Annotated in this window: 20 protein-coding genes and 3 pseudogenes; 7 read left to right on the top strand and 16 right to left on the bottom strand. The window is 59.5% G+C overall.

The features are described from left to right. Nucleotides 1–121: 121 nt before the first annotated feature. Both FJ964_RS29990 and FJ964_RS29985 read left to right on the top strand, forming a co-directional pair. The gene (locus FJ964_RS29990) at nt 122–304 is read left to right on the top strand and encodes a hypothetical protein (RefSeq protein ID WP_140554266.1); all 183 of its coding nucleotides are present in this window, start codon (nt 122–124) and stop codon (nt 302–304) included. A gap of 91 nt (nt 305–395) precedes the next feature. Further along, nucleotides 396–605, top strand: a complete 210-nt coding sequence (locus FJ964_RS29985) for a hypothetical protein (protein ID WP_140554265.1) — start codon at nt 396–398, stop codon at nt 603–605. Between the two features lie 909 nt (nt 606–1,514). On the opposite strand, the gene FJ964_RS29975 is transcribed toward FJ964_RS29985, so the two are convergent. Further along, nucleotides 1,515–1,841, bottom strand: coding sequence for a hypothetical protein (locus tag FJ964_RS29975; RefSeq protein ID WP_140554263.1), 327 nt, complete (start codon nt 1,839–1,841; stop codon nt 1,515–1,517). A 631-nt stretch (nt 1,842–2,472) separates the two neighbouring features. After that, a complete protein-coding gene (locus tag FJ964_RS29965) occupies nt 2,473–2,772 on the bottom strand; it encodes a hypothetical protein (RefSeq protein WP_140554260.1) in 300 nt (99 codons plus the stop codon). Between the two features lie 248 nt (nt 2,773–3,020). On the opposite strand from FJ964_RS29965, the gene FJ964_RS29960 reads away from it, so the two are divergent. The 5 genes from FJ964_RS29960 (at nt 3,021) to FJ964_RS31735 (ending at nt 8,565) form a co-directional block, all read left to right on the top strand. Continuing rightward, the gene (locus FJ964_RS29960) at nt 3,021–4,460 is read left to right on the top strand and encodes an ATPase domain-containing protein (RefSeq protein WP_140554258.1); all 1,440 of its coding nucleotides are present in this window, start codon (nt 3,021–3,023) and stop codon (nt 4,458–4,460) included. Continuing rightward, nucleotides 4,457–5,506: a sensor histidine kinase gene (locus FJ964_RS29955; protein ID WP_140554257.1), complete on the top strand. Its 1,050-nt coding sequence runs from the start codon at nt 4,457–4,459 to the stop codon at nt 5,504–5,506. Before FJ964_RS29960 ends, FJ964_RS29955 begins: the two co-directional genes overlap by 4 nt. Before the next feature lie 622 nt (nt 5,507–6,128). Next, nucleotides 6,129–6,722 (top strand): YihY/virulence factor BrkB family protein, encoded by a 594-nt coding sequence (locus FJ964_RS29950; RefSeq protein WP_318013070.1) that lies wholly within the window; start codon nt 6,129–6,131, stop codon nt 6,720–6,722. A 496-nt stretch (nt 6,723–7,218) separates the two neighbouring features. After that, nucleotides 7,219–8,046, top strand: coding sequence for a Ku protein (locus FJ964_RS29945; protein ID WP_140554254.1), 828 nt, complete (start codon nt 7,219–7,221; stop codon nt 8,044–8,046). 393 nt (nt 8,047–8,439) lie between these two features. Next, nucleotides 8,440–8,565 carry a hypothetical protein gene (locus tag FJ964_RS31735; RefSeq protein ID WP_263493820.1) on the top strand — a complete coding sequence of 42 codons (126 nt, stop codon included), beginning with the start codon at nt 8,440–8,442 and terminating at the stop codon, nt 8,563–8,565. A 438-nt stretch (nt 8,566–9,003) separates the two neighbouring features. Here the strand turns inward: FJ964_RS31735 and FJ964_RS29935 are convergent. The 14 genes and pseudogenes from FJ964_RS29935 to FJ964_RS29875 all read right to left on the bottom strand — a co-directional run bounded on the left by FJ964_RS29935 (nt 9,004) and on the right by FJ964_RS29875 (nt 26,390). Beyond that, nucleotides 9,004–9,207: pseudogene (locus FJ964_RS29935) on the bottom strand (CsbD family protein). Between the two features lie 1,284 nt (nt 9,208–10,491). Further along, nucleotides 10,492–10,893 (bottom strand): response regulator, encoded by a 402-nt coding sequence (locus tag FJ964_RS29930; RefSeq protein WP_140554252.1) that lies wholly within the window; start codon nt 10,891–10,893, stop codon nt 10,492–10,494. Beyond that, entirely contained in the window at nt 10,890–14,507 is a 3,618-nt protein-coding gene (locus tag FJ964_RS29925; protein WP_140554251.1) for a CheR family methyltransferase, read from the bottom strand. Before FJ964_RS29925 ends, FJ964_RS29930 begins: the two co-directional genes overlap by 4 nt. A gap of 6 nt (nt 14,508–14,513) precedes the next feature. Beyond that, nucleotides 14,514–15,572, bottom strand: a complete 1,059-nt coding sequence (locus FJ964_RS29920; RefSeq protein WP_140554249.1) for a chemotaxis protein CheB — start codon at nt 15,570–15,572, stop codon at nt 14,514–14,516. Between the two features lie 468 nt (nt 15,573–16,040). Continuing rightward, nucleotides 16,041–16,187: pseudogene (locus FJ964_RS31250) on the bottom strand (ATP-binding protein); the annotation flags it as partial. A 247-nt stretch (nt 16,188–16,434) separates the two neighbouring features. After that, a pseudogene (locus tag FJ964_RS31605) lies at nt 16,435–16,758 on the bottom strand (IS630 family transposase); the annotation flags it as partial. Between the two features lie 34 nt (nt 16,759–16,792). Further along, nucleotides 16,793–17,791 carry a sugar-binding transcriptional regulator gene (locus FJ964_RS29910; RefSeq protein ID WP_140554247.1) on the bottom strand — a complete coding sequence of 333 codons (999 nt, stop codon included), beginning with the start codon at nt 17,789–17,791 and terminating at the stop codon, nt 16,793–16,795. Between the two features lie 81 nt (nt 17,792–17,872). Beyond that, nucleotides 17,873–18,928, bottom strand: a complete 1,056-nt coding sequence (locus FJ964_RS29905) for a glycerol-3-phosphate dehydrogenase (RefSeq protein ID WP_140554246.1) — start codon at nt 18,926–18,928, stop codon at nt 17,873–17,875. Beyond that, nucleotides 18,929–20,011, bottom strand: a complete 1,083-nt coding sequence (gene ugpC / locus FJ964_RS29900; protein ID WP_140554244.1) for a sn-glycerol-3-phosphate ABC transporter ATP-binding protein UgpC — start codon at nt 20,009–20,011, stop codon at nt 18,929–18,931. A gap of 77 nt (nt 20,012–20,088) precedes the next feature. Beyond that, nucleotides 20,089–21,414, bottom strand: coding sequence for an iron-containing alcohol dehydrogenase (locus tag FJ964_RS29895; protein ID WP_140554243.1), 1,326 nt, complete (start codon nt 21,412–21,414; stop codon nt 20,089–20,091). Next, complete coding sequence (locus FJ964_RS29890) at nt 21,407–22,936, bottom strand: FGGY-family carbohydrate kinase (RefSeq protein WP_140554241.1); 1,530 nt, start codon at nt 22,934–22,936, stop codon at nt 21,407–21,409. The genes FJ964_RS29895 and FJ964_RS29890 overlap by 8 nt, the downstream gene beginning before the upstream one ends. A 67-nt stretch (nt 22,937–23,003) precedes the next feature. Then, nucleotides 23,004–24,533 (bottom strand): extracellular solute-binding protein, encoded by a 1,530-nt coding sequence (locus FJ964_RS29885; protein ID WP_140554240.1) that lies wholly within the window; start codon nt 24,531–24,533, stop codon nt 23,004–23,006. 46 nt (nt 24,534–24,579) lie between these two features. Next, on the bottom strand, nt 24,580–25,479 hold the full coding sequence (locus FJ964_RS29880) for a carbohydrate ABC transporter permease (protein ID WP_140554239.1): 900 nt from the start codon (nt 25,477–25,479) through the stop codon (nt 24,580–24,582). After that, complete coding sequence (locus FJ964_RS29875; protein ID WP_224661300.1) at nt 25,479–26,390, bottom strand: sugar ABC transporter permease; 912 nt, start codon at nt 26,388–26,390, stop codon at nt 25,479–25,481. The genes FJ964_RS29880 and FJ964_RS29875 overlap by 1 nt, the downstream gene beginning before the upstream one ends. Nucleotides 26,391–26,421 lie beyond the last annotated feature (31 nt).

The following is a 26,421-nucleotide window of genomic DNA, read 5'->3' as shown; positions in this document are numbered from 1 at the left end:
CCTCCCTCCCTCCCGTTGCGTCGGCTCAATGGCCCGTCCCGGCTCACGCCGGGGCGGGCTTTTTTGTTTGCCCACGAAACGAAACCGCCTCCGGCAGGTTCGGAGCCCAAGGAGGGTTCCGATGAGAGACAACGACAACGGACGCGAAGATGACAAGGGGCTTCAGTTTCTTGCTCGGAGGCTGGCTAAAGAGGTCGGCATCTCCGAATCGGAAGCGCTCGGCCTGATCAAGCTCATCGGTGCCGACTGGAGTTCTTTGCTGCGCGAAGCCCGGTTCCTGAAAAATCCGCGTCGCCAGTCTTGATGGCGGCAGGCAGGGTCACAGCCCCGTGAAGCCCTTGCGCGGCCGGGGGGCTTACTGCATGTTTCGCCGTTGGGCTTCCGGGAGAAAGATCATGCCAATTCAACGAAAAGCAGCTGAGGCCGGTATTTTCGACGAATCCGAGTTGGCACTGCTTGGGCGAGTCTTCGACAAGCTTAAGCTGGACGATCCATCGCCAGATGCGCGCGACTTGATTGCCTCCAGGATCATTGCAAATTACATGGCAGGTGTGGTCGATGAGGCCGAACTGGTCTTGCTTTCAAAGCAGCCGCTGGGTCGTTAGGGACGTCTGGCCAGGCTCTCCAATTCGGGCTCGGCGGGCTTGTTGGAGGGTGCACTGCGGTTGATGCTGTCCGCCTTCGGCTAGTCACGAAATACCTGGAACCAGAAGCGGAAATCGGGCGTTCGCCCGGCGAAGTGCGCTTCCAAGGCGCAGTAAGCAACAGCGGTCGTCGCATCAGGCCCATAAACGTCCCGGCAGCCTTTGCAGCGGAAGCGCGGTCGACAATATCCGACAACATCAACCCGCGGTGGCATTAATGTCGTTCTTACTCCGGACGGTCAATGAGTGCCCTCAGCTTCGCTGGCAACTTAACCTTTCACCAGGCGCACCCAATCGATCGCAATCATGGTTCCAAAGCGCCACAACGACCTTGCCTTTATCGATCCTGGCAACATCGTCTGTCAACTCAAGATGAGTGGAACCTAAAATCTCCCGGCAGCTTGTTGCGGGATAGACGACCGAACGAACCCTGAAAAGATGGTGCCTCCGCCGCCGCCAAGATGGCAGAACGGCAGAGGCATTTGATAGCGGCTTCAGCCTTTGTGGTTGGGGTTTGCGCGCTGACCGTCTGGTGGTTGTTCTCTCGATGAACCAATTTCCTTCACAAATAGATATCAAATAATATCCCCGAGACAGTCGGTGCGGACGTCATCTCGATTGCCGAACTCACCCAGAAGCTTTTTGCGGATGCGAAAGCCTTGGCATCAGCAGCGCAGAAATCTGGGAAGACACCGTTAGCGTGTACAACACAATCCTTGATGCGAAAGTACACTATGAGGCCGGCATGGCGGACTGAGGGGGAGCGTCTAGCCTTCCGTTTCGATTGCTCCTGGGCGGAGCCGCCGTCTCAGGCCCGCCATTTTCTACATCCTGGGTCCTGAGCGCTTTCGGCGAGTTCCGGGTTCTCGATCACTTGTTGCAGTTTTGTGTTGGCGATGTGGTCGCACCACTGGCCGTGTTGTTGTCAACGTCGTTACCTGCGGAATCCTTGCAACGATCGTTCATCCCGTTAGGGCCTGTCGTCGTCGAGTTCGTCGAGTTCGTCGAATCCGGATCGGTGTTCACTGTACCGGTACCAGCGCCGTTGACGCTTGCGCCACCATTCACGGTTGCACCACCATTGGCACCACCGCTACCACTGGCATTGCCGCCTGTACTTGTCCCATTCGACTGCGCCAATGCGGAACCGGCTAGGGCGATACCCAGCAAGGACGCGGCTAGAACTTTCTTCAGCATGGAGGCCTCCTTATTTGAATCGCTGAATTGCGATCACTTCCGAACGAGGGTTATTGCTGATTGTTCCCAGTGAAATCGATCGTGATCGCGCCTACGGGTTCTGTGAATTCGGCCGTCCAGGTCCAGCCGACGGTGCACCACCGATCGAACCAGCTTTACATTCGCTCGTCAAAATAGGATTATTTTCTTGGGTGGGGCGACTCTTGAAAAGGTGTCACGATGGCTAGAAGGAGACTTTCCAAGCAGCTTTCACAGGCTGAGATCGAACGCTTCTTGGCAGAGGCTGAACGGCTTCACAAGAGCATTGTCCAGCCGCTTCTGTCGCCTACAAGCGATCACTACCGGGCACTCCAGCGCACCCATGAGGCGTTGCTAAAGACGGTGAAGGATATTACCGGGGAGGATGCACCGTTCATTAGATGGAATGGGACCGGACCGGTGCAGCCTCCTACGGCACTTTAAAGGGGAGGACCGACCAATCTCGCCAGGGTACAACGGCGCCCAGAACCGGCCCGACGGAACATTAGCCGCCTCTAAAGGTTGCATGCTTGCGGCAGGTGGTGCCCAGCACCACATGCTGAAGATCGGGACTCCGATCGGCCCGCGCTCACCGGCAAAGTGGCGCGGGTTTTCACTGACCAAGGGAAGAGATGACCGTAAAGCCTTCCATCACGTACATTGTCAGCGTTTTCGAGAGGGCGCATTGGCGAACGATTTTGCCAGCAGACTTGGTATGCTCGAGCCGGAGGAAATCTCCCAACTTCAGTAGATTTTTGAGTACGCGTGCAGCTTGCTCGGCCACGACCCTCACTCGCTGGAAGCGGAACACATTGCCCTGAAGATTATAGCGTCCTACTAAGCCGGAACGCTTGAAAAAGACGCTTTCCTGGACTCCCTGAAGGCCAGAACCGCAGCGATCAACAGTGCTCAACTTACAAAGATCCCGAGGCCGGATTCTTAACGGCAGTTCGGAACTACGGGTCCGGCTCGACGTTATTGCCACGTTTTTGAAGGGCGTTGGGGAAAATAACGACAGACAAGCCTAGTCTCCGGAAGTTTGCCTCCTATAAAAGTCTGCGTACAGAATTTGACTGATTGGCTATCGCTCGACAGACAGTTCTCTGTCGAAAACTGACGTTGCGGGCCAGCGGCCAGCAACTGCTAAAGGTGAAGGCAGACATGGCAGAACGAAAGAAGCAGCCCGTTGTAAGTTCTGGGATTGACGGCCTTGATGAGATTCTTCGAGGCGGATTGCCAGCCTCTAACCTTTACATCGTGCAGGGCGATCCAGGTGCGGGTAAGACGACTGCTGCTTTGCAATTCTTGCGTGCCGGCGTGGCGGCGGGAGAACGCTGCATTTACGTCAGTCTCTCGCAGACAGCCTCTGAGCTCCAGGCGATTGCATTTTCGCACGGCTGGACACTTGATGGAATTCGCGTCGAGGAATTGTCTGCCTCCGAGGCAGTGAGCGATGCAGCCGACCAGACAATCTTCCAGACCGCCGACCTTCGGCTGGATGAAACACGAAAGGCCATTGAAAGCGCGATAGAGGAATACAAGCCACACAGGCTGGTCTACGACTCGCTTCTTGAAATCCGACTGATCACCGGCGATACACCAAGATTTCGCCGCGAGCTCATTGGCTTCAAGACCTTCCTGGCTAGGCGAGGCATCATAGCGCTGCTCCTTGATACACAGACAAATGGCGGCGATCATAACGGCGAGGAAATCGAGGGGATCGCTCACGGCGTCATCCGGCTTGATAAATCGCTTGAGGATTACGGTGCCGTGCGCCGACGCATCGAGGTCAGCAAAATGCGCGGCGTGCCTTTCGCCGACGGTTATCACGACATGGCCATTCGCGAGGGCGAAGGCATTGTTGTGTTTCCGAGGATCGTGCCCGGATCCGGAGCCGAAATTGCCAAGCCACAACTGATAAAGTCCGGGGTCGAGGCTCTCGACGAGATGTTTGGTGGCGGTCAGGAATCTGGGACGATAACGCTCGTCATCGGCCAGTCAGGCACCGGAAAATCAACGATGTCATCCCTCTACGCAACAGCGGCGTTGCAGCGAGGCGAAAGCGTCGCGCTGTTTCTATTCGAGGAACGGTTGGAGACGTTCTTTCGACGCTCCGAAGGCTTGGGCATGGACCTTCGCCAGTTCCACAAAGATGGCCAGCTTGTCATTTATGATTTCAGCCCGAACGAGATCTCGCCTGGCGAGTTTGGCCAAATCGTGCAGCAGGTCGTCGCCCGCAACAATATACGCGTCGTGGTGATCGATAGCTTCACCGGCTATCTGAATTCACTGCCTCACCGCGAGAAGGCCGTGCTGGATATCCAGTCTCTGTTAAAGCATCTCGCGCGTGCGGACGTGCTGACAATGCTCATTGTAGCGCAGCATGGATTGTTGGGACAGAATGTCGGCATTGATGTGGACGTCAGCTTTCTCGGCGACACGGTGCTCCTGCTTCGGATGTCCGAGCATGAGGGTCGGCTCAGGCGCAACATCACCGTCGTTAAGAAGCGCCACGGCCCGCATGATCTCGATGTTCGAGAGCTTTTCATCGCTAGTTCGGGCGTCACAGTCGTTGCCTACAATCCCCTGCCCGAGACGTGAGCGACATCAAGCAAAACGGACTGGGTAGGCTTGATTGGGTCCTCATCTTGGCGCCCTACCGCAAGGATGCCGCCTACCTGGCCGCATTGCTGCAAGAGCGTGGCGTGCAAGCCAAAGCGGCAAGCGCGGCCGATTTCGAGGATTTTCTTTCGGAGTTCCCCGGAGTGCTTGTCGTTACCCATGAGGCGCTCAATCCAGCTGTGATCGCTGTCATTGCCAGATTTCTGCAAGACCAGCCAAATTGGTCGGAGATCCCCATTGTCGTCTTACTCGATCGCGTAGCACCCCAATCGCGCATCCTAGCGACGCTGAGCGCCGCCTGGCCGCGCTCACGCCAGATATTCTATCAGCGCCCGGTGGCCGCATTGGAGCTGATAAGCGGCATACAGTCGGCACTTCTCACCAGGTTCCGTCAGCGTGAGGTCCGCGATTACCTCGAGCGGGAAACAGAACTGCGGCTGGAGCTAAATCACCGCGTAAAGAACATCCTGGCAAGCGTGCTGTCCATTTTCGAGATGACGCGGCGCGGCGCTGTCTCGGCAGACAGTCTCGCCGAGGATTTCAGAGGTCGATTGACCGCCCTGTCAAACGTTCACTCAGCGGTTTTCCTTGCAGGTGGCGAGGCGGTGTCGTTAGCAGCCGTCGTGGATTCGACCCTCGCTCCCTACCGATCGGATGGACAAACTGCCATTGCTGTTGAGGGGTCTGAAGTCTTGGTTTCGCGCGAGGCCGGTACAACCTTGGCCCTCTGCCTGCATGAACTTGCGACGAACGCCATTAAATATGGTGCCTTGTCACAACCGACAGGTAATATACTACTGAAGTGGGAGTTGTCTTCAAATGTTGACCCAACACTGACTTTAAGTTGGATAGAATCCGGAGGGCCGCCAGTCGTCGAGCCTTCCCAGAAGGGCTACGGCACGCGCTATATGCGTTCGGCTCTGGCCGGTATGTTCGGAGAACCTCCTGAGTTTATCTTCGCTGTAGGCGGCCTGCGCTGCACCATTCGTGGACCGCTTTCTCGTTTTTCGCAAACATCTCGGTAACTTCCGTTTGCCCTTCGGCGACCACCCGCAAGGGCTAAGGCGATCCTCGATCGACGTGTCGGGCGGCTATGCCGATCCGTCGGAAAAAGCCTGAACCGGTGTCCTGAGCATAGAAGCTCGGAGCGCCGCAAGAATCCGGCAAAGTGTTTTGCCGGAGAAGTAACGGAATGACGATGGGCAGGAAGGTGCGCACTCCAGTTACTTGCGTACGCCTTTCCGGCCATGGATCACGGCAGCTGCGTCAGGGAGCAAGAGCGCTGGATCCAGGAATTCTCCGGCCAACGAGATGAGACGAGGCGGCAGGAGTCTTGTGTTCCGGAAGGCGGCAGTCCGAACACCGATTTGAGAACGAGAAACGAGAACCTGCTCGCAGTGACTCGCAAAGCACGGCTCTGCGGGCTGGTGCTGTGTTCTATGTGTGGCGCGATGGCGGCAGGAATGCGACACCGGCCGGTGCTCTCAACAATATTGCACAGTAATGCTCAACTCTGGGGTACTTCTCAAGTATAGAATTGAGTCGCGGGAGGAATGGATGAGCATATTAGCCGTCCGTAATACTTAGGCGGAGAGGCGACATGTTAGAATTGCACGATCGCGAGGCGGCCTGTCGCTTTCGCGCCTGGTGCGGGCGCGTGCGGCAAGTCTCGGCCTGGTTGCCGCGCTGGGCTTCATGCTGATGGTATCGCTGGCGGCAAGCGCAGCGATCACCGCGCTAAGCGAAGTCATCAATCACCACCTGCCGTTCGGCGAACTGGTGCTCGGCACGGTCAACACGGTTGTCTCTTTCTTGCTGATTGGGCTGCTCTTCGCAGCGATCTACAAGGTCTTGCCGGATCGCACGCTCAAATGGCGCGATGTTGCCGTCGGGTCGGTGGTCACTGCGTTGCTGTTCACCATCGGCAAGTCACTGATCGGCTGGTATATCAGAACCAGCGCGATAGCGACTTCCTACGGAGCGGCAGGCGCGCTGATGGTGGTGCTGCTTTGGGTCTATTATTCAGCGCAGATATTCCTCTTCGGCGCAGAAATTACGCGCGCTTACTCGGTCAGGCGTGGAAGCCGGCCAGATCTTGCGCCGGTAGTGGTGTTGAGCGGCAACAAGATAAATAAGCCGCGCCGGCCTGAAGTGCATGACGGCGAGATCGCCGCATGGATTGTCGTAAGCAGCCTGATCACCGCGCTGGTCTCGCAATGGTGGCGGCGAAAGCAGGATTGACGCCGCGCGGGGGCACCGTTGCAAAAAGCGAAAGCCGTAGCATCTTGATCCAGCCCCATATGGGCGCTGCACTACTGAGGATAACAGGATCCCGGCCGCTGCGCAGGAGCAAGGCGAAGGTTATCCCTGCTGTCCGGCAGCCTTGATCCGTGGAGCGCGGCGCGGTCGTCCCCGCGCGTTTGGACGCTCGACGCCTGTGGCTTTGGCAGAAGGAGTCGGTCTGCCACAGCGGGAGGTTCGGCACAGCGCAGGCCCGCGCTGTGCTCCGGCATTCAGGTCCCGTGGGGAGGACTTAGGCGGTGCGAAGGCACTGTTTCGTTACCCTCGGACCTGCAAATCGGGGCCTTGGTCTCAGCCCTGAAACATAAGCCCATCTAACGGCATGGAAAGCCGCACCATCCGTGATGCGATCGCGTGCGTCGATGCTGATCAGGCGGGCGGAACGGAACGATCCGGCTGACGTTTGTGCCAAGGATCGGCGCGACAGGAGGACTGCATGGCGGCCCCACGAGCAGTTTGGAAAGGGTTTCTAAAAGTCGGGTCCGTGTCGTGCGGAGTGAAGCTTGTGGGTGCAACCAGCGAGGCGTCGAAAATCCACTTCAAGATTTTGAATCGGAAAGATGGATTGCCCGTCAAGGCTGCCTATGTTGACGAAGAGACGGGCGATGTCGTCGATAGCGAAAACCAAGTCAAAGGCTATGAGGCAGACGCGGGCGATTTCATAAAGGTCGAACCGGACGAGATCAAAAAGCTCAAGATGACGTCTGAGCACACGCTTGAGGTCGACGAGTTTGTCGCCATCAAGGATATCGACACGCGCTACCTGGAAAAACCTTATTACCTGATCCCTGCCGACGGCGCCTCCACCGAGGCCTTCTCAGTGCTGCGCGAAGCGATGGCCAAGAAGGGTGTGGCGGCGCGGTCCTGCGTGGTGCTGTACCAACGCGGGCGCGAAGTCGTGATACAGCCCTATGGCAAGGGAATGCTGCTCACCGAGTTGCGGGCCCATGACGAGATGATCTCGGAAGACACGGTATTTGAAGATCTGAAAAGCCATGAATACGATCAGGACCTGCTCGAAATTGCGGGCCTGCTGATCGACAAGAAAGTGACCAAGTTCGATCCGTCGAAATTTGAAGATACCTACGAGGATGCGCTCATCGCGTTGATCGACGCAAAGCGCAAGGGCAAGCAGCCGCCCAAACCGGTTCCCCCGCCGAAGGAGAACGTTATCGATCTGGCGTCGGTTCTCCGCAAGAGTCTCGCCAAGGAAGGCATCAAGGACCGTCCCACAGCCAAGAAGGCCGGACGCAAATCGGCATAATCGCAGCTTCACTGCCGCTCAAGGTCCCGTCCACCAGACTGAACTCGATCTGCCTCAGGCCGACGACATCGGCATCAACGATCCGGCGAGCGACCCCGGCGATGCCATCGAGCTCGCCTCGATGGCGTTCGGGTCTGCGCCGGCCGGACCGAAAGGCGGGCCTGTGTTCAATTCGCTCCGAAAGGCCGGCAATTCGGTAAAAAGAAACGCTGCCTCGTTCCGGCTGCCGCGTTTTTCGAGTTCACCGGCACGAAACACCCGAAGGCGAAGCATCGCTTACGCTTAACGGCCCACCGTTCCTTGCGGTTACTGGATTTTGGCGGGAAGGCCGTCGGCAACAAGCCGCCGACCTTCCCCATGTGACGACCGACCTCGGCCCAGAGGTCGCACCAGGTGGTAGCACTTCAGCCGGAGAATTGGACGGCGTGGATCAATCTCACCGGGCCCGAGGCCGAGCTTTTGCGGGCGCTTCCCGCCGGATCGCTCGCGGTGGAGACGGTGCGCCTCAAGCGCTCGTGACTCAGTTGCGCAAGGATCTCGGGAACGCTCAGTAGCGCAAGATCGAGGATGCGCTTGTATTCTTCGGTTCGTCGACGGACACCCGTCACACCGCCGTTCTCTCGGTCGGTCCTTGGATGGCGCCGGATCCGAAGCAATGCAGCCGCCATTGCCATCGGGCACACCGCCGAGCAGCTTGTGGGTCATGGCAGAAGTCCGCGATCCAGGGAGGTTTCGATCAAGGCATAGTCATCTGGGAAAGCGACCTGATGCGGTCAACAGCGCTCGATGTTAGATGGGGCAGGGGCCCAGCTGGGTGGGAAAGCGGCATATAGGCGACAGCTACCGACTAACGAGGTCTTTAGCCAATCGAAGGCCCTGTCGGTCAGCCGGCCCGAAGATCGCCACTCAAAAAGGGCGCTGCGGTGTGACAGCGCCATATTTGATCTGAAACGATCCCTACCAGCCCTGCCGACCATACCAGTCGTCGACATCCCTACGAACACGATCCTTCTCGATGCCATAGCGTTCCTGAATCTTGCCTTCGAGCTGGTCGCGGTTGCCGGCAATTCGGTCTAGATCGTCGTCTGTGAGCTTGCCCCACTGTTCCTTGACCTTGCCTTTGACCTGCTTCTAATTTCCTTCGATGCGGTTCCAGTCCATGGTCTTTGACCTCCCTTAGGTTTCGGGTGAAATTGAAACGGGCGGCAGGCTCGGGGGTTCCGATCAGATCAATCGGATACCAAGGATCGATTACCTATTTTGATGATCAATAGCTGCGGGATCGCGCCGGATAGCAACAGCACCAGAGTATTGGGTGACATAGCGCCCCCTCGGACGGCGCGGCGTACGCTCTTCGGTTGGCGTTACCCGTCAACGGCTGCGGCGTGCAGGGGAAGTCTACATATTAGAGGCACTTCTGTATTGGAGCGGAGGCGGCCTGGTTGAAAGCTTCGGCGCCTTGCCGACGATGGGGCGATCCGCGAGCATTTTGGCGATAGGTGTCGTTTTGGGCTGCGAAGCGACCGCACGCCGACGGTTCAAGATCGCACCCATTAATTTTCTAACGTCCAAAGACATGATGACCTCCCATAATCATCAGCCCCTCCGCATACCCACACTATGCGCTTGCCGAGCATCCTGCATGCAAAATTGTGGTCCCGGTGAGCTTTTTTTCGCCACGCGTCATTCAACAGTCCTCAAGCACGCCACCCAGCCACTCTTGGTTGCCGTCGAGGCGCGGGTCTCTTTCAGCCTTCACAAGATGCCAACGAGAGTTTCACCATTGCCTGGAGAGGCTAAGCCACCTCATCGTTGCTGGTATCCGTAGGGGTGATGAACGGCTGTTTGAACCCGGCCGCCTGATGCGAGGAAGCCCGCGCCTCCGGCGGGAGGACGCGGGCCGATCGAGAGCCGATCTTCGACAGACATCGGAGGGCGATGTCAGTCGCCAACCTAGAATAATTAGAAAGCTCTAACGTTCCAAGCGAGATGTTTGACGGCTGGCTTCGGACCCTGCGCGTGGTCGACTAATGCCTTGTGGAAGGCCCAAACGCCGAATTCAGCCGGTTGCTGACATTCAGTCAGCCTTCATCCACAGCACCTGTTTAACTGAATCTTCGGCGGGAACGGGCAGACGTCGACATTCGTTGATGCCCCGAGGCGACCGGCGCAATGCACACTGGCGTTCTGGCGCGTGAGTCGACCGACTGAGCCCGCTACCTGCAATCCCCCGGGGCCTGAATTTCTCGGTCAAGGTTTGACACGCGGGGTTGCCGGCGCCGCTCCGTTTGAAGACACCCTTGCCACCGCCCTGAACCAAACTTCGACGACAGCAACGGAGTACGCGGCGCGCCATGCCGACATTTCTCGTCCCCTTTGAAACATCTTGGCTGTGCCAAACGATAGGATCGCGCGGAAGCAGCATGGTCGGACGGATCGCCTCGTTCAGAGGCGTCCTCTGGGGGATTCCGCTTCTTTGTCCTGAAATTGCGCAACGGCGCTTGTCAGCGCCTTCTCGGAAACGGGCTTCGACAACTTCGGGATTTGCTTGAACGCCTCGGGAATAATTGTCACGCTGTCATAGCCGGTCAGAAAAAGAAACGGAATACCACGCGAAGCGAGCAATTCCGCTATCGGGAAACTCTGTTCCCCGGCGAGATTGACATCGAGCACGGCACCGTCCAGCGGAACGCTGTCTATCTTTTCCAGTGCCTGTTTCACCGATGAAGCAGGGCCGATCACCTCGCATCCCGATTCCATCAACTGGTCGGAAAGGTCCATTGCGATCAGAAAGACATCCTCTACGACGAGGACGCGAAGGCCACGCAAAGGGAACTGGTCATTCATGCAATGGTCCGGAACGGAAGCGACGTATCGCTTCTCGTGCCCGTGCTGGAAAGCGGAATTTTCAAAAGGCAAACCAAGCCCGTTTTCCTGAACTGCAAATCGGCGCTTCCGCCCAACTCATATTCCAAACTCTGCTGAATGAATGTCGTTCCGAAATTCCTCTTGATCGATTCCTCCACGGCCGGCCCGTCGATTTCTTTCCAGGAGACAGACAGGGGACCGTCGGGCTCTCCGATGCGCCAGTCGATCTCGACGCGCCCGTTCTCGACAGCGAGCGCTCCGTATTTGGCGGCATTGCTCGCAAGCTCGAAGAACACCATTCCCAAAGTCCCGGCAGCACTCGCATCAAGCTGGAACGGAGCGCCTTCCAGGATAACATTCCGCTGACGGTCGGCCGCATAGGGAGCGAGCGTTGTCCGCAACAGTTCCTTGAGGTCCGTGCCCCCCCAGTTATGCCGCGACAGGAGTTCGTGGGTGCGCGCCATCCCCTGAAGGCGTTCCTGAAAGGCGGTTGAGAAATCGGCTATCGAATGGGAGGAGCGCACCATGCGGGAGGTCAGGGCGGCGACCGTGGCGAGGATGTTCTTTACCCGGTGCTGCAATTCGTGCAGCAGTCTTTCCTGGTTGCGCTCGGCCTGCTTGTGACGCGATATGTCGACCACGGTGCTGATCGCCCCGCGAACTTTTCCAGCTTCGTCGAACAGTGGAGTCGCGGAAACCATGACGTCTACGCCGACGGCGCCCGGTTTCTCGATGCGCGCCTCGTACTGCGCCACCGCCTCGCCCGTCCGGATCGCCGTTGCCAACGGCTGATTCACGGCTTGCACGGCCTTTCCCTGCCTTGTAACGTCGAAGCCACCCGGTATCGACGTCAGCTTGGCGCCGCTCAACGGTTCGCCAACCAGTTCAGCGGCGCGTTGATTGACCCGAAACTCTTGGCGATCGCCATCTTCGGCAATGACGATGCCCACGGGCACGAGATCCAGCAGCGTTTCCAAGCTTTCGATCCGGTTGCGCAGATCATGAGTCAGCGCGTCGATCTTCTCCTCCGCGCGGGCGATCTTCGTAACGTCGACGAAGGTGACGACCACGCCGGCGATGACATTGTCGAGCGTGCGGTATGGCAGCACGCGCATGATGTAGCGGGTGTTGCTCTCGGCGGTTTGGACCTGCCGCTCGATCGTGCCGAGCCGCCGCAGCACCTGCTCGATATCGGCCTGGAGGCCGTCGGCGGGGAATCGGGGGCGAACATGCGCAAGCGGCCGGCCCACATCGCTTTCGACGAGCCGGAACAGATCCCTGGTCGCCGGAGTGAAGCTTTTGATGGAGAGATCCCGGTCCAGGAAGATGGTTGCGATCTGCGTGCTTTCCAGCAGGTTCGCTATGTCGTTGTTGGCGCGGCTAAGCTCGTCGACACGGATATTGAGCTCCGAATTGACGGTCTGCAGTTCCTCGTTGATCGATTGCAGCTCTTCCTTCGAGGTCTCCAGCTCTTCGTTGGACGACTGGAGTTCCTCATTGATGGAGGACAGTTCCTCATTGGAGGATTTCAGTTCCTCATTGGAGGATTCCAGCTCTTCCGTGGTGATCTGAAGCCGCTCCCTGGTCTCTCGGAGTTCCTTTTCGAGTTGGCTGACATTCGCGCTTTCTACATCCGCGGTGAGGTGCGCAGACCCGCTTTCGGCGTCCGGCTTCAGGTCGCCGACATCCCGGAACACCAGCATGTAAAGCGGATCGGACGCGTCATGCGGCGGAAGCGGCTGCACGACCAGGCTGATAGTCTGGTCGCCGCCATTGGTGGCGATCGTGATGTTGTTCTGGAGCGACACCTGTCCCGTGTTGACCGATTTATGCAGGCCGGCCCGAAGGTCCATTCGCAGGCCGCGCCGCGCCATTGCGAAGACGTTGTGATCGGGAGCGCCGGCCGCCAGTTCAAGGTATTTTCCGGTACCGGCTGAACTGTGCACCAGTTCCCCAGCCGCGTTGACCACGACATAGGCAGGAGAATACCGGTCGAGAAGCAGGCGCTCCGCGCGCTCATGCGCTCCTCCTCCAGCCACCGTAGAGCGCGCCTGCTGGGGTGCACGCCGCGGGGCCGCAGCAAGGGGAAATTCCGGCAGTTTTTGGGCCATGCCTCCGCGCCTTTGGAAAATGCGACTTGGCTTGTCAATGGTGGCGAACAGGCGCGCGTGGCGGGTGACGTTTTCCGAAGAGCCGAGAAAGAGATAGCCGTCCTGGCGCAGCGCATAGTGAAATAGCGGGATGATCTTTTCCTGCAATTCGGACCTCATATAGATGAGGAGGTTACGGCATGAGATGAGGTTGAGTCGCGAAAAGGGCGGGTCGCGCAACAGATTGTGCACTGAAAAAAGGCACATTTCCCTCAGTTCGGAGGCAACCCGGTACGTTCCATCCTCCTGCGAGAAGAACTCCTTCAACCGCTTCGGCGACACGTCCGTGGCGATGGCCGCCGGATACCGGCCTGCACGTGCTACTTCCAGCGCGCGCTCGTCGATATCGGTCGCGAATATCTGCAGTTTGGGCGATGCCGTGCCCCGGAGCGCATTCTCCCGCAGCAGCATGGCTATTGAATAAGCTTCCTCTCCGGTGGCGCAGCCCGGCACCCATACCCTTATCGTTTCATCGGGTTTCAGGTCCTCGAAAAGCTTCGGCACGACGAGGCGTTCCAGCGCTTGGAACGCCTGCGGATCGCGAAACAAGTTGGTCACGCCGATCAAAAGGTCCTGGAACAGCAGATCGATTTGCTGTGGCTCCTCCCGCAAACGTTGGTAGAACGCGGTCGGATCGTCGATCTGTAACACCTGCATCCGGCGCTGAATGCGTCTCAGTATCGTGTTATCCTTGTAGCCGCTAAAATCGTGACCGGTGCGGGCGCGAAGCAGGCCGGCGATCCGGGAGAGCTGTTCGGAGACATCGCGCTTGCGGCGGTCCCCTTCACCATCGGCCGCGACGCGGCTGGCGTGCCGGAAATAGTCCATCAGCTTGGCAGCCATGTCCTCCGCCGGCACGACCATATCGACCTGGCCGGCATCAACGGCGCTGCGCATCATGCCATCGTATTCGGCTGCCTCCTGCGCCAGCGTAAGTCCGCCATGCTCCTTGATGGCTCTCAGCCCAATGGTGCCGTCGCTGCCGGTACCGGAGAGAATAACCGCGGCAGCGTTTTCCCCCTGGTCTTCGGCAAGCGAAATGAAAAAGTCGTCGATCGGGGTTCGCCTAGCGTGGCTGCCCGCCATCTTCACCATATGGAAGTTGCGGCCCTTCACGGTCACTGAGACGCCCGGGGGGATGACATAAATCCTGTTCGGCCCGATGGCGGAGCCCTCGATTGCCGTCTGGGTCTCGATGGAGGTGCAGTGCTGAATGATACTCGCAAGCACGCTCTCGTGCTCGGCGTCCAGGTGCTGGATTACCACATAGGCAAGCCCACTGTCGGGCGGAACATTGGGAAAGAAGCTTTTGAGTGCTGCTATTCCACCTGCCGACGCGCCGATGGCGACGATTGCGAAGGAAGCGCTCGGCTGCGCCGCGGATGCGCCGTTGAACTCAGTCCTCGAAGCCGCTTGCGTCGCCTTGGTCGGCCGTTGCGTCATTTCTCGTTACCGTACTCGCCTGCTCTCGAGAATGTGCTCGATCACCTCGGCATCTGCTTGATATTCTTTCGCCCGATCGCGCAGCTGCGTGGCGATTTCGGACCGGTCCTTCGCTTTTTCGCGATCCGCCATTCGTCGGGTGAATTCGGCCCGCTGCTGATGCGCCCTGAGAAGGCTCCACAGTATTTCGTCCGCCTCGGCCGACTGCGCCTCCATTATAGCGTCCGAGGTAAAGGCGTGCCCGGTATGGCATCGATACCGGATCATGTCACCGTCCTCAATCTCCCACAGAGGCCCATGGCATTCCGGGCATGTAAACACCGACAATTCGCCGAGTCGATCTTCTTCTTTCATGGTAGAGTGCTCCTGTGTGGCGATCGCCGCTTCGAGCCTCATGGCCGCAGGGGCGGGAAAGGTTTCGCCAGCCGGTTCGGCCACCAGTGTTGCCAAGAGACTGCCCAGTTCCGCGGCCGGTGCGCAATGGTCAATTTCGACATAGCGCAGCGCGTTCTGCACCATGTCCGGCACCAAGGCGTCGTTCGGGTGCTGAAGCACCGTGATTCCTCCGACGGCCCTGACCGCCCGCAACCCCGCCGTTCCGTCGGAGAGGGCTCCCGACAGGAGAACGCCGATGACTTGCGCGCCGTAACTCAATGCAGCCGAACGAAACAGGGGGTCGATGGCCGGCCGAGCCAGGTTTTCGCGCGGTCCGCGCCGCAACATCATGTGGTTATCGTGAAGCAGCAGATGGAAGCCAGGCGGCGCCACATAGATATTGCCTACGGTGAATGTCGCGCCGTTCATGGCCTTATAGGTGGGCAGGGGCCCGATGCGATCGAGGATTTCCGGCAAATAGCTCGCCGGGCCGACATGCAGCACAACAAACACTGCTGCCCTCAGCTCGGCTGGAAAATCGCTGACCACCTGTTTCAGCGCCTCGACACCGCCGGCGGACGCTCCGATCACGACGATGGAATGGTTGCGCGGACCGAATTCTTCCCCTGCCCCAGGGCGGTCTGCCTGCGCAAGAGTCACATGCGGAACATGGATGCGACGCTTGGCCATGGCTCACCTCCGGGCTCGAAACACTCTCGCAGCAACGGCCGCCGGCGACCCTTGCCAACGGATGCATCAAGACAATGGGTGGGTACGAACTATGTTCCGGCTGAACCATAGCCTCGAAGCGGGGAAACTCGCGCGTGTGGGATTGCAGTGGCCAAACCTGCCTTCGGAAAATGTGAACGCTCTTCGGGTCAGCGTTGGGAGGATCGCCTGCACCAAGTCGATCGTCGCTTTCTGGTTTCACTTCGCAAATCCGACGAGCAGGTTCGGCCCCAAATGCAGTCGCTCCGGAACATGCCTGAACGCGCTGGCCGACGGTCCCGTGCGCCGACCTTTCGCTGTCGCTGTCGCTGATCGCTGAGGCCGCGGCCCCGCCATCCTGTCACCAGAGGCCGAGGAGCGGAAGAGGCGGCAGTTGTTGATTTTCACTGAGAACTGACCCGGCATTTCCACCGAGATTTGACCCGCCCTTTATGTATGTTTCGGGTCTGGTGTAGTGGTCAAGTTCCTGTTTTTCTCCTTCGTGTTTTTCGGTTCATGAGCTGAGCTGTTTTTGAAGCGGAAGCTGTCGTTTCCGGTTTCGAGGATATGGCAGTGATGCGTCAGCCGGTCGAGTAGCGGTCGTCATCTTGGCGCCGCCGGGGCCGAGTGTTAATGCCCTCTGTTCGGTTCCGACTCTACCGAAAGCCAGGATTGAAAAAGACAGCCAAAAGGGCATTCACGGTCAACGTCCAGCTAAGTGGCGAGGTGTCGGTTTCCTCACCTGGTATGGTAGCCGAGGCTGTTGGAAACATCGGGGATAGGTCTCCGGAGAGGTTCCGCAATTTGGTCGTCAGGCTGATCGAGAACGTCGCTAAGGGCGTGTGACGCCGCCGTTCATGGCGCCATCATAGTCGAACTGCGCGGTCATGCCGGTCAGCCGCAGCGCCCTGATGAAAGTGGTGGTCTTCCAGGGGCCATGGTACAGGCCGGCCCGACAGCGCTCGCCGCGTGGAGCGCGCCCCAGCAGCCCCATCTTGATTGACAGGCCGCGTCAGCGGAGGCGAACCGGACGGGATAGAGTTCGGGCTAACCATGGGCCGAGGCGGCGTCGCTTCGGGGTGTCTGGCCGGTCCTGCTCCAAACCATGTTTGAACGTGCAGCCGCGACTGCCCAGCGACGCGCTTAGTCTAGCAACGCGTAGCGACCGAGATGTACCGAAACGTTTGTCTGGCAGATTTGCGCTATGGCTTTTCTGCAAGGATTGCCTCAGCGGTTTGCTCGTCGGTGATCAAAACATCGACGACACCGAGACGCAGCACGGCGCGCAACACCGGGACCTTGTCGAGGCCACCGGAGGGCAGGATCACGGTTTCGATGTCGCGCAGGTTTTGCGGGGCGAGGCCGATCACACGATGGTTGAGCGGGTGATCGACGAGCTGCCCATCGGCATCGATCCAATGGCCGCAGATATCGCCGACGGCGCCTGCTGCGTGCAGCGATATGAGATCGTCCTCGCCTATCAGTCCGATCCGAAAGATGGTGGCGTCCTTGTGCACCGCGCCAACCGAAACAAAAGCGGCGTCGACGTCGCGCGCATGGGTAAAGGCATCTTCCAGGATAGACTGGCGCATCAGCAGATCGCGCGTGGCCTCGGTATCGGTGAACACCGGTGCCGCGATGTAGAAACATTCCGCCTCGAAAAGCGCGGCGAGCCGGGAGGCCATCTCATAGATATTGATCGCCGACCCGCGCGTGAGGCCGCCGAGCAAGGAAACGACGGACATCCCCTTGACCGGACGTACGGTCACCGACCGTAGGCTGAGTTGGAGCGTCCGACCCCACCCCACGCCCACCGATATCCCATCGCAGATCCTGAGCGACAGGGCTTGCCCGGCGGCGGCTGCGATGACTTGTGGTAGCAGAGCAGGATCGGGCGGTGTCGGAACCACGATCGGATCCGAGACGCCGTAGCTGTGACGCAACCGGTTCTCCAGCTCGATGCAGTTCGCCACCTTCGAATTGATGCGGATCTGAACGATCCCCCGCTCGCGGGCCTGCGCCAGCATCCGGTTGACGCGAAGGCGGGTTAGGCCAAGAGACTTGGCGATTTGCGCTTGCGTGAGGTCTGCGACATAAGCCAGCCAGGCGGCGCGGACGAGGAGCCCTTCCTCGCGATCGGTTGAAACGGAGTTGGATACGGCCTGGCGGCCGTCGCGTCTTTTTCGTGGTGGTTTCTCCATCACAACATTCTGTCCACTGCGCGGGCTACGAACGGCTCGGCGGCGCCGTGTCCGAATCGATATGACTTTCTGGCATCGCTCTTAGCATCGGTGATAGCGATCGAAGGACAAGGCCAGCGGAGCATCATGGCAAATCGCGTCGATGATGGCAGCCGTGAGCGGCAGGCGATCGCCCGGAAGCGCACCCTGTGCCATCATTTTCTCCAACGTTTGGCCAAGATCCAGCGCCAGTTGCGCCCCCTCGACCGTGTCTGAACTCATATGGTCACGCTTGGCTACGGAATAGGGCAGGCCGCGGCCAAGCAAGCGTCCCATCCGGCCGTTGCGGCCCGCTTGGCAGGTCACATAAAGATCACCGGAGCCCGCCAATCCCTGCACTGTTTCGATTCTTCCGCCCAGCGCTTCGACCAAAATGCCCATCTCGGCGAGCGATTGCGAAAAAAGCGACGAGGCAAGATTGTGCATGAGGGCACCATTTGGCGCCTTGTCGTCGTGCTCCAGCAGCCCGACCGGAGCGCCAACGGCAAGCGTGTAGAAATTCTTGAAAGCGGCGCAGATCTCGACACCGATGAGATCGGATGACGCTCGCACGTGATAGAAAGGAGCTCGCAGCATGTGAGACGCCTTGGCGATCTGGTCGGGGTCGTGCCCGGCCACAATCACTGAGGTATCACGCTGTGCCGCCAGTTCGCCCGCAATGCACGGTCCGCCAACAGCCATAACGGGGATCGTCAGGGCGGTGCGTCGTTCAATTTCGCGAGCAAGCTGATGTGGCAGGATTTCAATGCCTGCCTCGCTCGCGGCGAGGCCTTTTGTAATCATCAGTATTGGCACAGGCGACTTGATGCTTTCCGCAATGCGGTCGATCGCCCAGGGAACGCCGGCCGACGAGACGCCGAGTACAAGCAGATCGGGTTGCTCATTTATCGCTGCCCCGAATTCCCTCCAGGAACAGGCTGTTACGGCGCCAGGTAGAGTGATGTTGAGGCGCGGATGACGACCTGTACCCGTCACGGAGCCAATGATCTCCTCATCGAGATGGGTGCCAACGAGAGTGATGCGGTTACCTGCGTGAGCAGCCGGAAGAGTCATGGCAGAGCCCATGACGCCGGCGCCGAGGATAACGATTCGTGCCATTCAATTTCTCTCGTTGTCCAGCCGTTTGCCGGTGTCTTGATCGAATAGGTGGATTCGGTCAGGGGTGGGCTCCAAATGGATCACCGCTCCGGGAGAGAGTTCCATGCGGTCATGCAGCACCGAGCAGATCGCGATGTCGCCCATGCTTGCAAAGATATGGATCTCGGGGCCAGTCGGCTCCACGACTTTGACTGTCGTTGCGATGCCGCTTCCGTTTGCTACCGGTCGAAGATGTTCGGGGCGAATGCCATAGATCACCTTTTGCCCGGGGTGGACCGCAGCCTTCGGGGGCAGCGGGAGGGACAGCTTGTCGGATCGCACCACCCAGGCGTCGCGCTCAGGTGCCACCTCGCCATGGAACAAGTTCATTGCAGGCGAGCCGATGAAGGAGGCGACAAAGAGGTTTGCCGGGTGATCGTAGACATCGAGCGGCCGGCCCATCTGCTCGATGTAGCCGTCGCGCATGATGACGATGATATCGGCCATGGTCATAGCCTCGATCTGGTCGTGCGTGACATACACGGTGGTGGTCTTCAGGCGCTGATGGAGTTCCTTGATTTCAGTCCGCATCTGCACGCGCAGTTTGGCGTCGAGGTTGGATAGCGGCTCGTCAAACAGGAATACGGTTGGATCTCGCACGATGGCTCGGCCCATGGCAACGCGCTGCCGCTGGCCGCCCGAGAGCTGGCGGGGATACCGTTCGAGGTAGGGAGTGAGGTTGAGGATCGAGGCTGCCCATCCCACCTTCTGTTTGATCTCTTCCTTGGACCGTTTCTTCAACTGCATGGAGAAGGCCATATTGTCGAAGACCGTCATATGCGCGTAAAGCGCGTAATTCTGGAAGACCATTGCGATGTTTCGATCCTTGGGATGAAGAGTGTTGACGACCTTGTCGCCTATGGCGATCCCACCGGACGTGATTGGCTCAAGACCGGCTATCATGCGCAACAGAGTGGACTTGCCGCAGCCGGACGGTCCCAACAAGACGACAAACTGGCCATCTTCGATCGAAAGATCGAGCCCATGGATGACCTCGATGGCGCCATACTCTTTCCTGATGTTGTTGATGGTGACGGACGCCATAGATGCGATTCCTTCGATTGCCCTTGCCCTTGGCTATCACTTCGCCGTGCGAGACACCGGTAACGATCCAATGCGGTTCACCATTCGCCCTCCAGGAACTCTTCTAGGAGTCCCGCATCGGCGGCCAGATTGACAAAGGACCAGCGACCGCGGATTTCTCGCGAGTAGCGGATGGCGTCGTGCCAAAGCTGTCGCGGCAGGCCTAATTCTGCGCCGGTGAGCGGTCCTCCGGCAGCCTTGAGCGCCGCCTCCATGCGGGCAACCGGTATCGCCATCGGCCGAAGCTCGCGGCGCAGAGCCGGCCAGATTTCCCCAAGTTTGCGATTGAAGGCTTCCGTCTGGCTGCGATCGAGTGCTGTCTTCTTCATCTCGGCAACGCAAAGTGGCCCCAGTTGCGCCCCATAGCGGGCCAGCATAGCGGCCTCATCGACAACGGTCGGCCTTGCGAGTGGCGGCTCTTGCCTGTCCATCAGCCAGGCTTGCAGACGCGCCATGACCAGCGAGGCAACGCCAACCTGCTGACCATGAGTGGTGCCGGGATGATGCTCTCGCGCGAACATGTCGATCCAATGGGAGATTTGGTGCTCTCCCATGGAGCCGGGATGGGAAACGCCGGCGAAGCAGACGCCCATCGAGCATAGCGTCAAGACGCGATGGAGGTGCCCGACCGCGGTGATGTCATGGCTGGCAAGGCCAGACGCATGCGCCAGCATGGGTTCCTCATCGCCCGCCTGCAGTAGGTAGGGCACGTCGGAATAGTAGGTGCCGAACAGCCGATGCGAGGCCCACCAATCAATCTGGGCGGTGGAACGGCAAAGGCTGTCGCCAAGTCCGGCCGCACTGAGCCAGGTCGGCGCCGCGGCTGAAATGCCAAGGTCCAGGAAGATGCCGCGCGGAGCATGCGAGGGCAGTGAGATTTTGAGCCCTGACGCCAAGGTCACCGACGCTGTCGAGGCGCCATAGCCATTCATCGACGCTGCCGTGCCGAAGACGGCATAAGGCCGGTCGTCAAGGAAGGTCGCTTGTTTGCAGCTGTCGTTGAGGACCCCGGATCCCACGGCCACGACACCGTCGGCGGGCCCCGTTCTGTCCCGGATCATCTGGATCGTGGCCTCGTCGCAGTCGAGATCTTGAGGCAACACGATTTCGTCGACATGGGCGATGGAACGCAGCGCCTTCGCGACGCGCCGGCCCATCACCTCGACGGTATTGGCGTCGGATACGACAGCGATGCGGCTGCCCAGCGTCAGAGGAGCAACGAGATCCGCCTCGCGGCCCTCCGTCGTCTCCAGCAATTGGATCGTTTGGAACGGCAGGTCAGCGGCCGCGCCTGTGTTGGGGTCCTTCCAGCGTCCTGCGACAACATCCTCGATCAGGGCGTTCCAGTTGACCATTTCAGGCATGGTCAGCCTCCGCGAAAGCCGCGAGTCGCTGGTTCCAAGCGGAAAGCGCTGGCCAAAGATCGGTATGAATCGCAAGAAGTTCGGCATAGCGGCTGGCACGGCCGGCATCGGGTTCGAAGGACTTGGCGGGTTCGGCGGCCATCGTGAGCGACGCTTCTGCGATCGTGGAAAACCAGCCCACCCCCTTTGCCGCAGCCATTGCCGCGCCGAGCGAGGAGGCTTCCACGGTCGTGGACCGTTTTATGGGACGGTTGAGTGCATCCGCCAGAATCTGCATCCACAGGTCGGACTTCGCTCCTCCGCCGATCGCTATGAAACGGTCGATGTTCTGACCAGCCGCGGAAGCGGCCCGCTGGCTTGTCGCGGCTTGGTGCAGCGCTATTCCTTCCAGCACGGCGCGATAGAGACCGCCGCGACGGCTCGAGCCGGAAAGCCCGGCTATTACACCGCGGGCTGCACTGTCCCAGTGCGGATCCATGACGCCCTGCCAATAGGGCAGGAGCATTATGCCGCCTGCGCCGATCGGGCTGGCGGCGGCTTCGGCTTCGAGCGTCTCCAGGGCGCCGCTGGACCCATGTAGATCGACACCAAGCATTTCGCGCGTCATCCAATCGACGAGAAAAGTGCCGGCGCGAAGGCACGTTTCGTAAATATATCCAGCGTCGGCGACCGCCGTTTCGGTGCGAAAGGCCGGGTCATGGACGTAGTCGAGGCCGAAGCTGCCGGACACGACTGCCGTGCCCAGGTTTATGTAGGCGCATCCCGCTTGCAACACACCAGCGCCCGTGCCGGCACATTGACCGTCGCCGCCGCCAGCGACGATCGGCGTGCCCTCCCGCAAGCCCGTCAGCATGGCGGCTTGCGACGTCACTCGGCCCAAGACGGTGCCGGGCCGCGCCAGGTCCAGCATCATACGTCGCGCGACCCCGGCCGCGTCCAGTATGTCCTCCGACCAGTCCATGGCTCGCATGTCGAGCACACCCATCGGGTCTGCGGAGGCGGTCGACGTTACCCACCGGCCGCTCAAGCGAAAGACCAGGTAGCCATGCACTTCGGCCATTCGCTCCACGCGCGCAAAGGTCTGGGGCTGCTCCTGGCGAAACCAGATCATGCGATAGAGACAAGGGATGACGTCCAGCGGCTTGCCGGATATTGCGTGGATGCGTGCCGCGCCGAAGGACGCGCCGAAGCGGTGCGCCTTCTGGCGGGCGCGCTCATCGAGCCAGAGCGTCGCAGGCCCGATCGCCTCACCCTGCTCGTCGAAAAGGCCGAAGCTTTCGCGCTGGTTGGAAATGGCAAGGCCCGCAATGCGTCCGGGCGAAACTGTTGCCGTCACGGTGCGGAGCGCTGTCACCGTCGAGGCCCACCACTCAGCCGGATCCTGTTCGAAATAGCCCGAACGAGGGTTGGACATTGAAATCGACGCACGACCCTCCGCCACGGCGCGACCGTTGCGGTCCCAGGCAATCGCCTTGGTTGCCGAGGTCGAGGAATCAATGCCGATAACGAGATCCGGAACCATTGCCGCCACATTGCCAAAGGGCGAGGGCGGCCGAAACCGCCATCGCCGAACTCACCGGAGTATCCCGCTAAAGGCCGGCATCCTTGACTTTGCCGTCGACGATACCGGCAATGACATCCAGGCATGCCTTGGCGTTGCCACCATAGTCTTGGCCCGTCAGCAGCTTGCCGAGTTCAACCGGGATGTCATTGTTCGACAAATCAGCCCAAATCGGCATGTCGGGCTCCGACCCCATCTGGTTGTCGATGGTGTATTTGATCGCGTCGAAATGGCGTGTCGTTCCGGGTCCAACAACGGCCTTCTCCTTGACCCGAGGATCGGTGAAGGAGGAATTGCGCATCGGCGAGGCGCCGCCGCCGAGCGTCGAGACCCGCGCCATCACGTCCTTCGAGCAGACCCACTGCATGAACAGCCATGCCGCTTCCTTGTTCTTGGAATATTGCGACAACGAGATCGTCGAGCCACCTTGGTGGCCGACGGCCGGAATTTCGTTGAAGCCGCAATCGGCGGCGGCGCGACGGCCAGGAACCTCCTTGGGCGCGGGCAAGGCCTCGAACAGGCCTTTGACCTTGGAATCGTTGGCATCGAAGCCGGGGAAATCCTCGCCCCAGGTGATTGCCATGGCCGCCTGGCCCTGTGTCAGGGCCTGCCCCTGACCGTCCCAGGTCCATGTCGTCGCGGAGGGCGGCGAGTTCTTGACCAGCTCCTGGTAGAATTGTAGCCCGGCCACACCACGCTCGTCATTCCCGACAAACTTCTTGTCCTTGTTGAAGATCGAACCCCCATGCCCCCAGAGTGCGAACGTCCAGTCGCATTCGAGCGAATAGTGGCCGGACTTGGCCTGGCACGCGGTGCCAAAGATGCCATTGGCCTTTTCGGCCTCTGTGAGAGCCTGTACCGCCTTGAGATAGGCGTCGAGATCTGTCGGCAAGGCGATATTGTGTTTGTCGAAAAGATCCTTCCGGTACATCAGGATGAAGATCGGGATATCGAAGGGAATTCCGCACTGTTTGCCGTTGTACATGGCGATGCCATCGACAAGCGGCTTGGAGAAATCGTCCCAATCGAAGTTTGGCATCGCCAGTTCTTTGTTCTGGCCATAATATTCGCGCGGATCGATGACATCCTGAGCAAACGTCGCCATCCAGGACTGGTCGAGATAGTAGACATCATATGTGCCCAGCTGGCCCTGTACGTCCTGCGTAGCCTTGGCGAGAACCTGCTCCAACGGCACGATCTCGACCTCGACCTCAATGCCGGTTGCCTTGGTGAACTCACCCGCCACAAGCTGGTTAGCCACGATCGTTGGCGGCGTCGCTTCCGAAGTGTAGCGGATTTTCGTGCCGGCATATGGTTTGCCGACATCGGCCAGCCACTTCAACATATCCGTGTCCTGGGCGCGGGCGTCTTCGATGCCCAGGCCCAGCCCCCCGCGATGTGAGCGGCCACCACCCAACATGGCCGACCCGAAGGCGGAAAAGCCAACGCCAGCCAGCGCCATCTTCTTCATGAAGTCGCGTTTGCTTATTCGGCGCGCCGTAAAGTCGTTGCAGGTATCGGCGACGAATGTCTTCTTGTCGTGATCTCTGAAGCTCATGATCGTTCCTCCGTTGCGATTTTGTCGTCGTTGTTCTCGTCGGGCCTCACTCTTTCAGCGATCCGAGGGTGAGGCCCCGGACCAGATGGCGTTGAACCAGCAGGATAAAGATGAAGCTGGGAATGATCGCGGAGGTACCGAGTGCTGTGATGTAGCCCCACTCGGTCGCGGTCGAGGTGACAAAAGTCGAGATCTTCACCGGCACGGTGCGGATCGACGTTGTCAGGAACAGTGAGAGCAGGAACTCGGTCCAGGAAAAGATGAAACACAGCACAGCTGTCGCGGCGATGCCGCCTTTCACCATGGGTAGGACCACACGTCGAAAAGTCTGCCAGCGCGTTGCCCCGTCAATCAGCGCCGCCTCGTCGACCTCGCGCGGGACATCGTCGAAGAACGACTTCAAAAGCAGAACCGCCAGCGGCAGATTGATCAAACTGTGGACGAGGATGAGCCCTGTATAGGTGTCGCGCAAGCCGAGATCCCGAAACATGAAAACGACCGGTATGACGATGGCGATTGGCGGCATGAAGCGCTGCGAGAGAATCCAAAAAAGGAAAGACTGCTGGCCGCTGAACTGCATTCGTGACAGGCAATATGCAGCCAGTGTCGCCAGCAACAGCGTCAGCGCCGTCGACCCAACGGCTATGATCGCGCTGTCGAGAAGCGACTGGCGTGAATCGTAGGAACTGGCGCCGCCCTTGATCACCCCCGCCGCCTCGCCGCCCTGTTCCATGCCTATGTCGACGCGCGAGACGCCAAGCAGGGTCACGCGGTAATTGTCCGGCGTCGGTGTGAAGCCCGTGTAGACCGGTCCGCTGCGGTCGAAGATCGCGGAGTAGGGTTTGATAGAAGACAGGGCCCACCAGGCGATCGGAAACATGAAGATCGCCACTACCAGCACGGCGAGCACGTCTCTGGTGATCATCTTGGCGCGGGACGGTTCCATCAGAACCTCACCTTGAAAAGCCTGACGAAGACGTTCGACACGCCGATCAGAACGACGAGCACGATCAGCGACAGGGTCGCGGCGTAAGGGAAGTCTCCTGTGAAGTAGATACGGCCAGCATAGAACGAAAGCGTTTCGGTAGCGGTGCCTGGCCCGCCGGCCGTGATGATGTAGACGTAGTCGTAGATGCGAAAGAGATCGACGCCGCGGATCAGTACGGCGACCGCAATCACCTTGCGCAGCATCGGCAATGTAAGCCGCAAGAATGTCTGGATGCCGTTTGCGCCGTCGATCGCTGCCGCTTCGAAAGGTTCTTTCGGCAGCGCGCGCAGGCCTGCCAGGATGATGAGCACCATGAACGGCGTCCATTGCCATATATCTGCCAGCAGGATCGCCAGCAAGGCGGTAACCGGCTGCGTCAGGATCGGCTGCGCCGGCGAGATCAGGTTGAGAGCGTAGAGGTAGAACGACAGGACGCCGAAAGAGCCGTCCTGCATCAGCAAGAACATCATTCCAGTCACGGCCGGCGGCACGACGAGCGGCAGCGTCATCAGCGCCCGCAGGATCCCATAGCCCTTGCGATCGGTATCAAGTAGCAGCGCAATGAGAATGCCGAGTGCAAGCTGAACGGCCAGTGCGACAAAGGTGTAGATCAGCGTCGTTTCCAGCGAGTGCCACATACGCGTATCCGAGAACGCTCGCGCCCACTGGTGCACTCCGGCGAAATCAAGCTGCCGGGAGACGACATTGCGTTTGTGAAACGACAGCCAGACCGAATAGGCGAGAGGATAGATGCCGAAAACCAGAAGCATCACGGTGATCGGCGCGAGCCAGGGAAAAGGATGCTCGGCCGTCATAAACCGGGGCAGGGCCCATGTGGACCTCGCGCGCGCGAAGGTCGCGGTGGTCACGCGCAAGTCTCCGCTTGGTGACAGAGATGCA

The organism is Mesorhizobium sp. B2-3-2, assembly GCF_006442295.1.
Classification (GTDB): domain Bacteria; phylum Pseudomonadota; class Alphaproteobacteria; order Rhizobiales; family Rhizobiaceae; genus Mesorhizobium.
The sequence above is the reverse complement of the archived record's forward strand: the minus strand, read 5'-3'. Positions and strand labels throughout refer to the sequence as shown.

Coding starts and splice junctions, on each gene's coding strand:
- FJ964_RS29905 (WP_140554246.1), bottom strand. CDS start 18,928: ATGGCACGAATCGTTATCCTCGGCGCCGGCGTCATGGGCTCTGCCATG.
- FJ964_RS29885 (WP_140554240.1), bottom strand. CDS start 24,533: ATGAGCTTCAGAGATCACGACAAGAAGACATTCGTCGCCGATACCTGC.
- FJ964_RS29910 (WP_140554247.1), bottom strand. CDS start 17,791: ATGGAGAAACCACCACGAAAAAGACGCGACGGCCGCCAGGCCGTATCC.
- FJ964_RS29930 (WP_140554252.1), bottom strand. CDS start 10,893: ATGAATGACCAGTTCCCTTTGCGTGGCCTTCGCGTCCTCGTCGTAGAG.
- FJ964_RS29880 (WP_140554239.1), bottom strand. CDS start 25,479: ATGGAACCGTCCCGCGCCAAGATGATCACCAGAGACGTGCTCGCCGTG.
- FJ964_RS29960 (WP_140554258.1), top strand. CDS start 3,021: ATGGCAGAACGAAAGAAGCAGCCCGTTGTAAGTTCTGGGATTGACGGC.
- FJ964_RS29920 (WP_140554249.1), bottom strand. CDS start 15,572: ATGGCCAAGCGTCGCATCCATGTTCCGCATGTGACTCTTGCGCAGGCA.
- FJ964_RS29895 (WP_140554243.1), bottom strand. CDS start 21,414: ATGCCTGAAATGGTCAACTGGAACGCCCTGATCGAGGATGTTGTCGCA.
- ugpC (WP_140554244.1), bottom strand. CDS start 20,011: ATGGCGTCCGTCACCATCAACAACATCAGGAAAGAGTATGGCGCCATC.
- FJ964_RS29990 (WP_140554266.1), top strand. CDS start 122: ATGAGAGACAACGACAACGGACGCGAAGATGACAAGGGGCTTCAGTTT.
- FJ964_RS29975 (WP_140554263.1), bottom strand. CDS start 1,841: ATGCTGAAGAAAGTTCTAGCCGCGTCCTTGCTGGGTATCGCCCTAGCC.
- FJ964_RS29985 (WP_140554265.1), top strand. CDS start 396: ATGCCAATTCAACGAAAAGCAGCTGAGGCCGGTATTTTCGACGAATCC.
- FJ964_RS29925 (WP_140554251.1), bottom strand. CDS start 14,507: ATGACGCAACGGCCGACCAAGGCGACGCAAGCGGCTTCGAGGACTGAG.
- FJ964_RS29945 (WP_140554254.1), top strand. CDS start 7,219: ATGGCGGCCCCACGAGCAGTTTGGAAAGGGTTTCTAAAAGTCGGGTCC.
- FJ964_RS29890 (WP_140554241.1), bottom strand. CDS start 22,936: ATGGTTCCGGATCTCGTTATCGGCATTGATTCCTCGACCTCGGCAACC.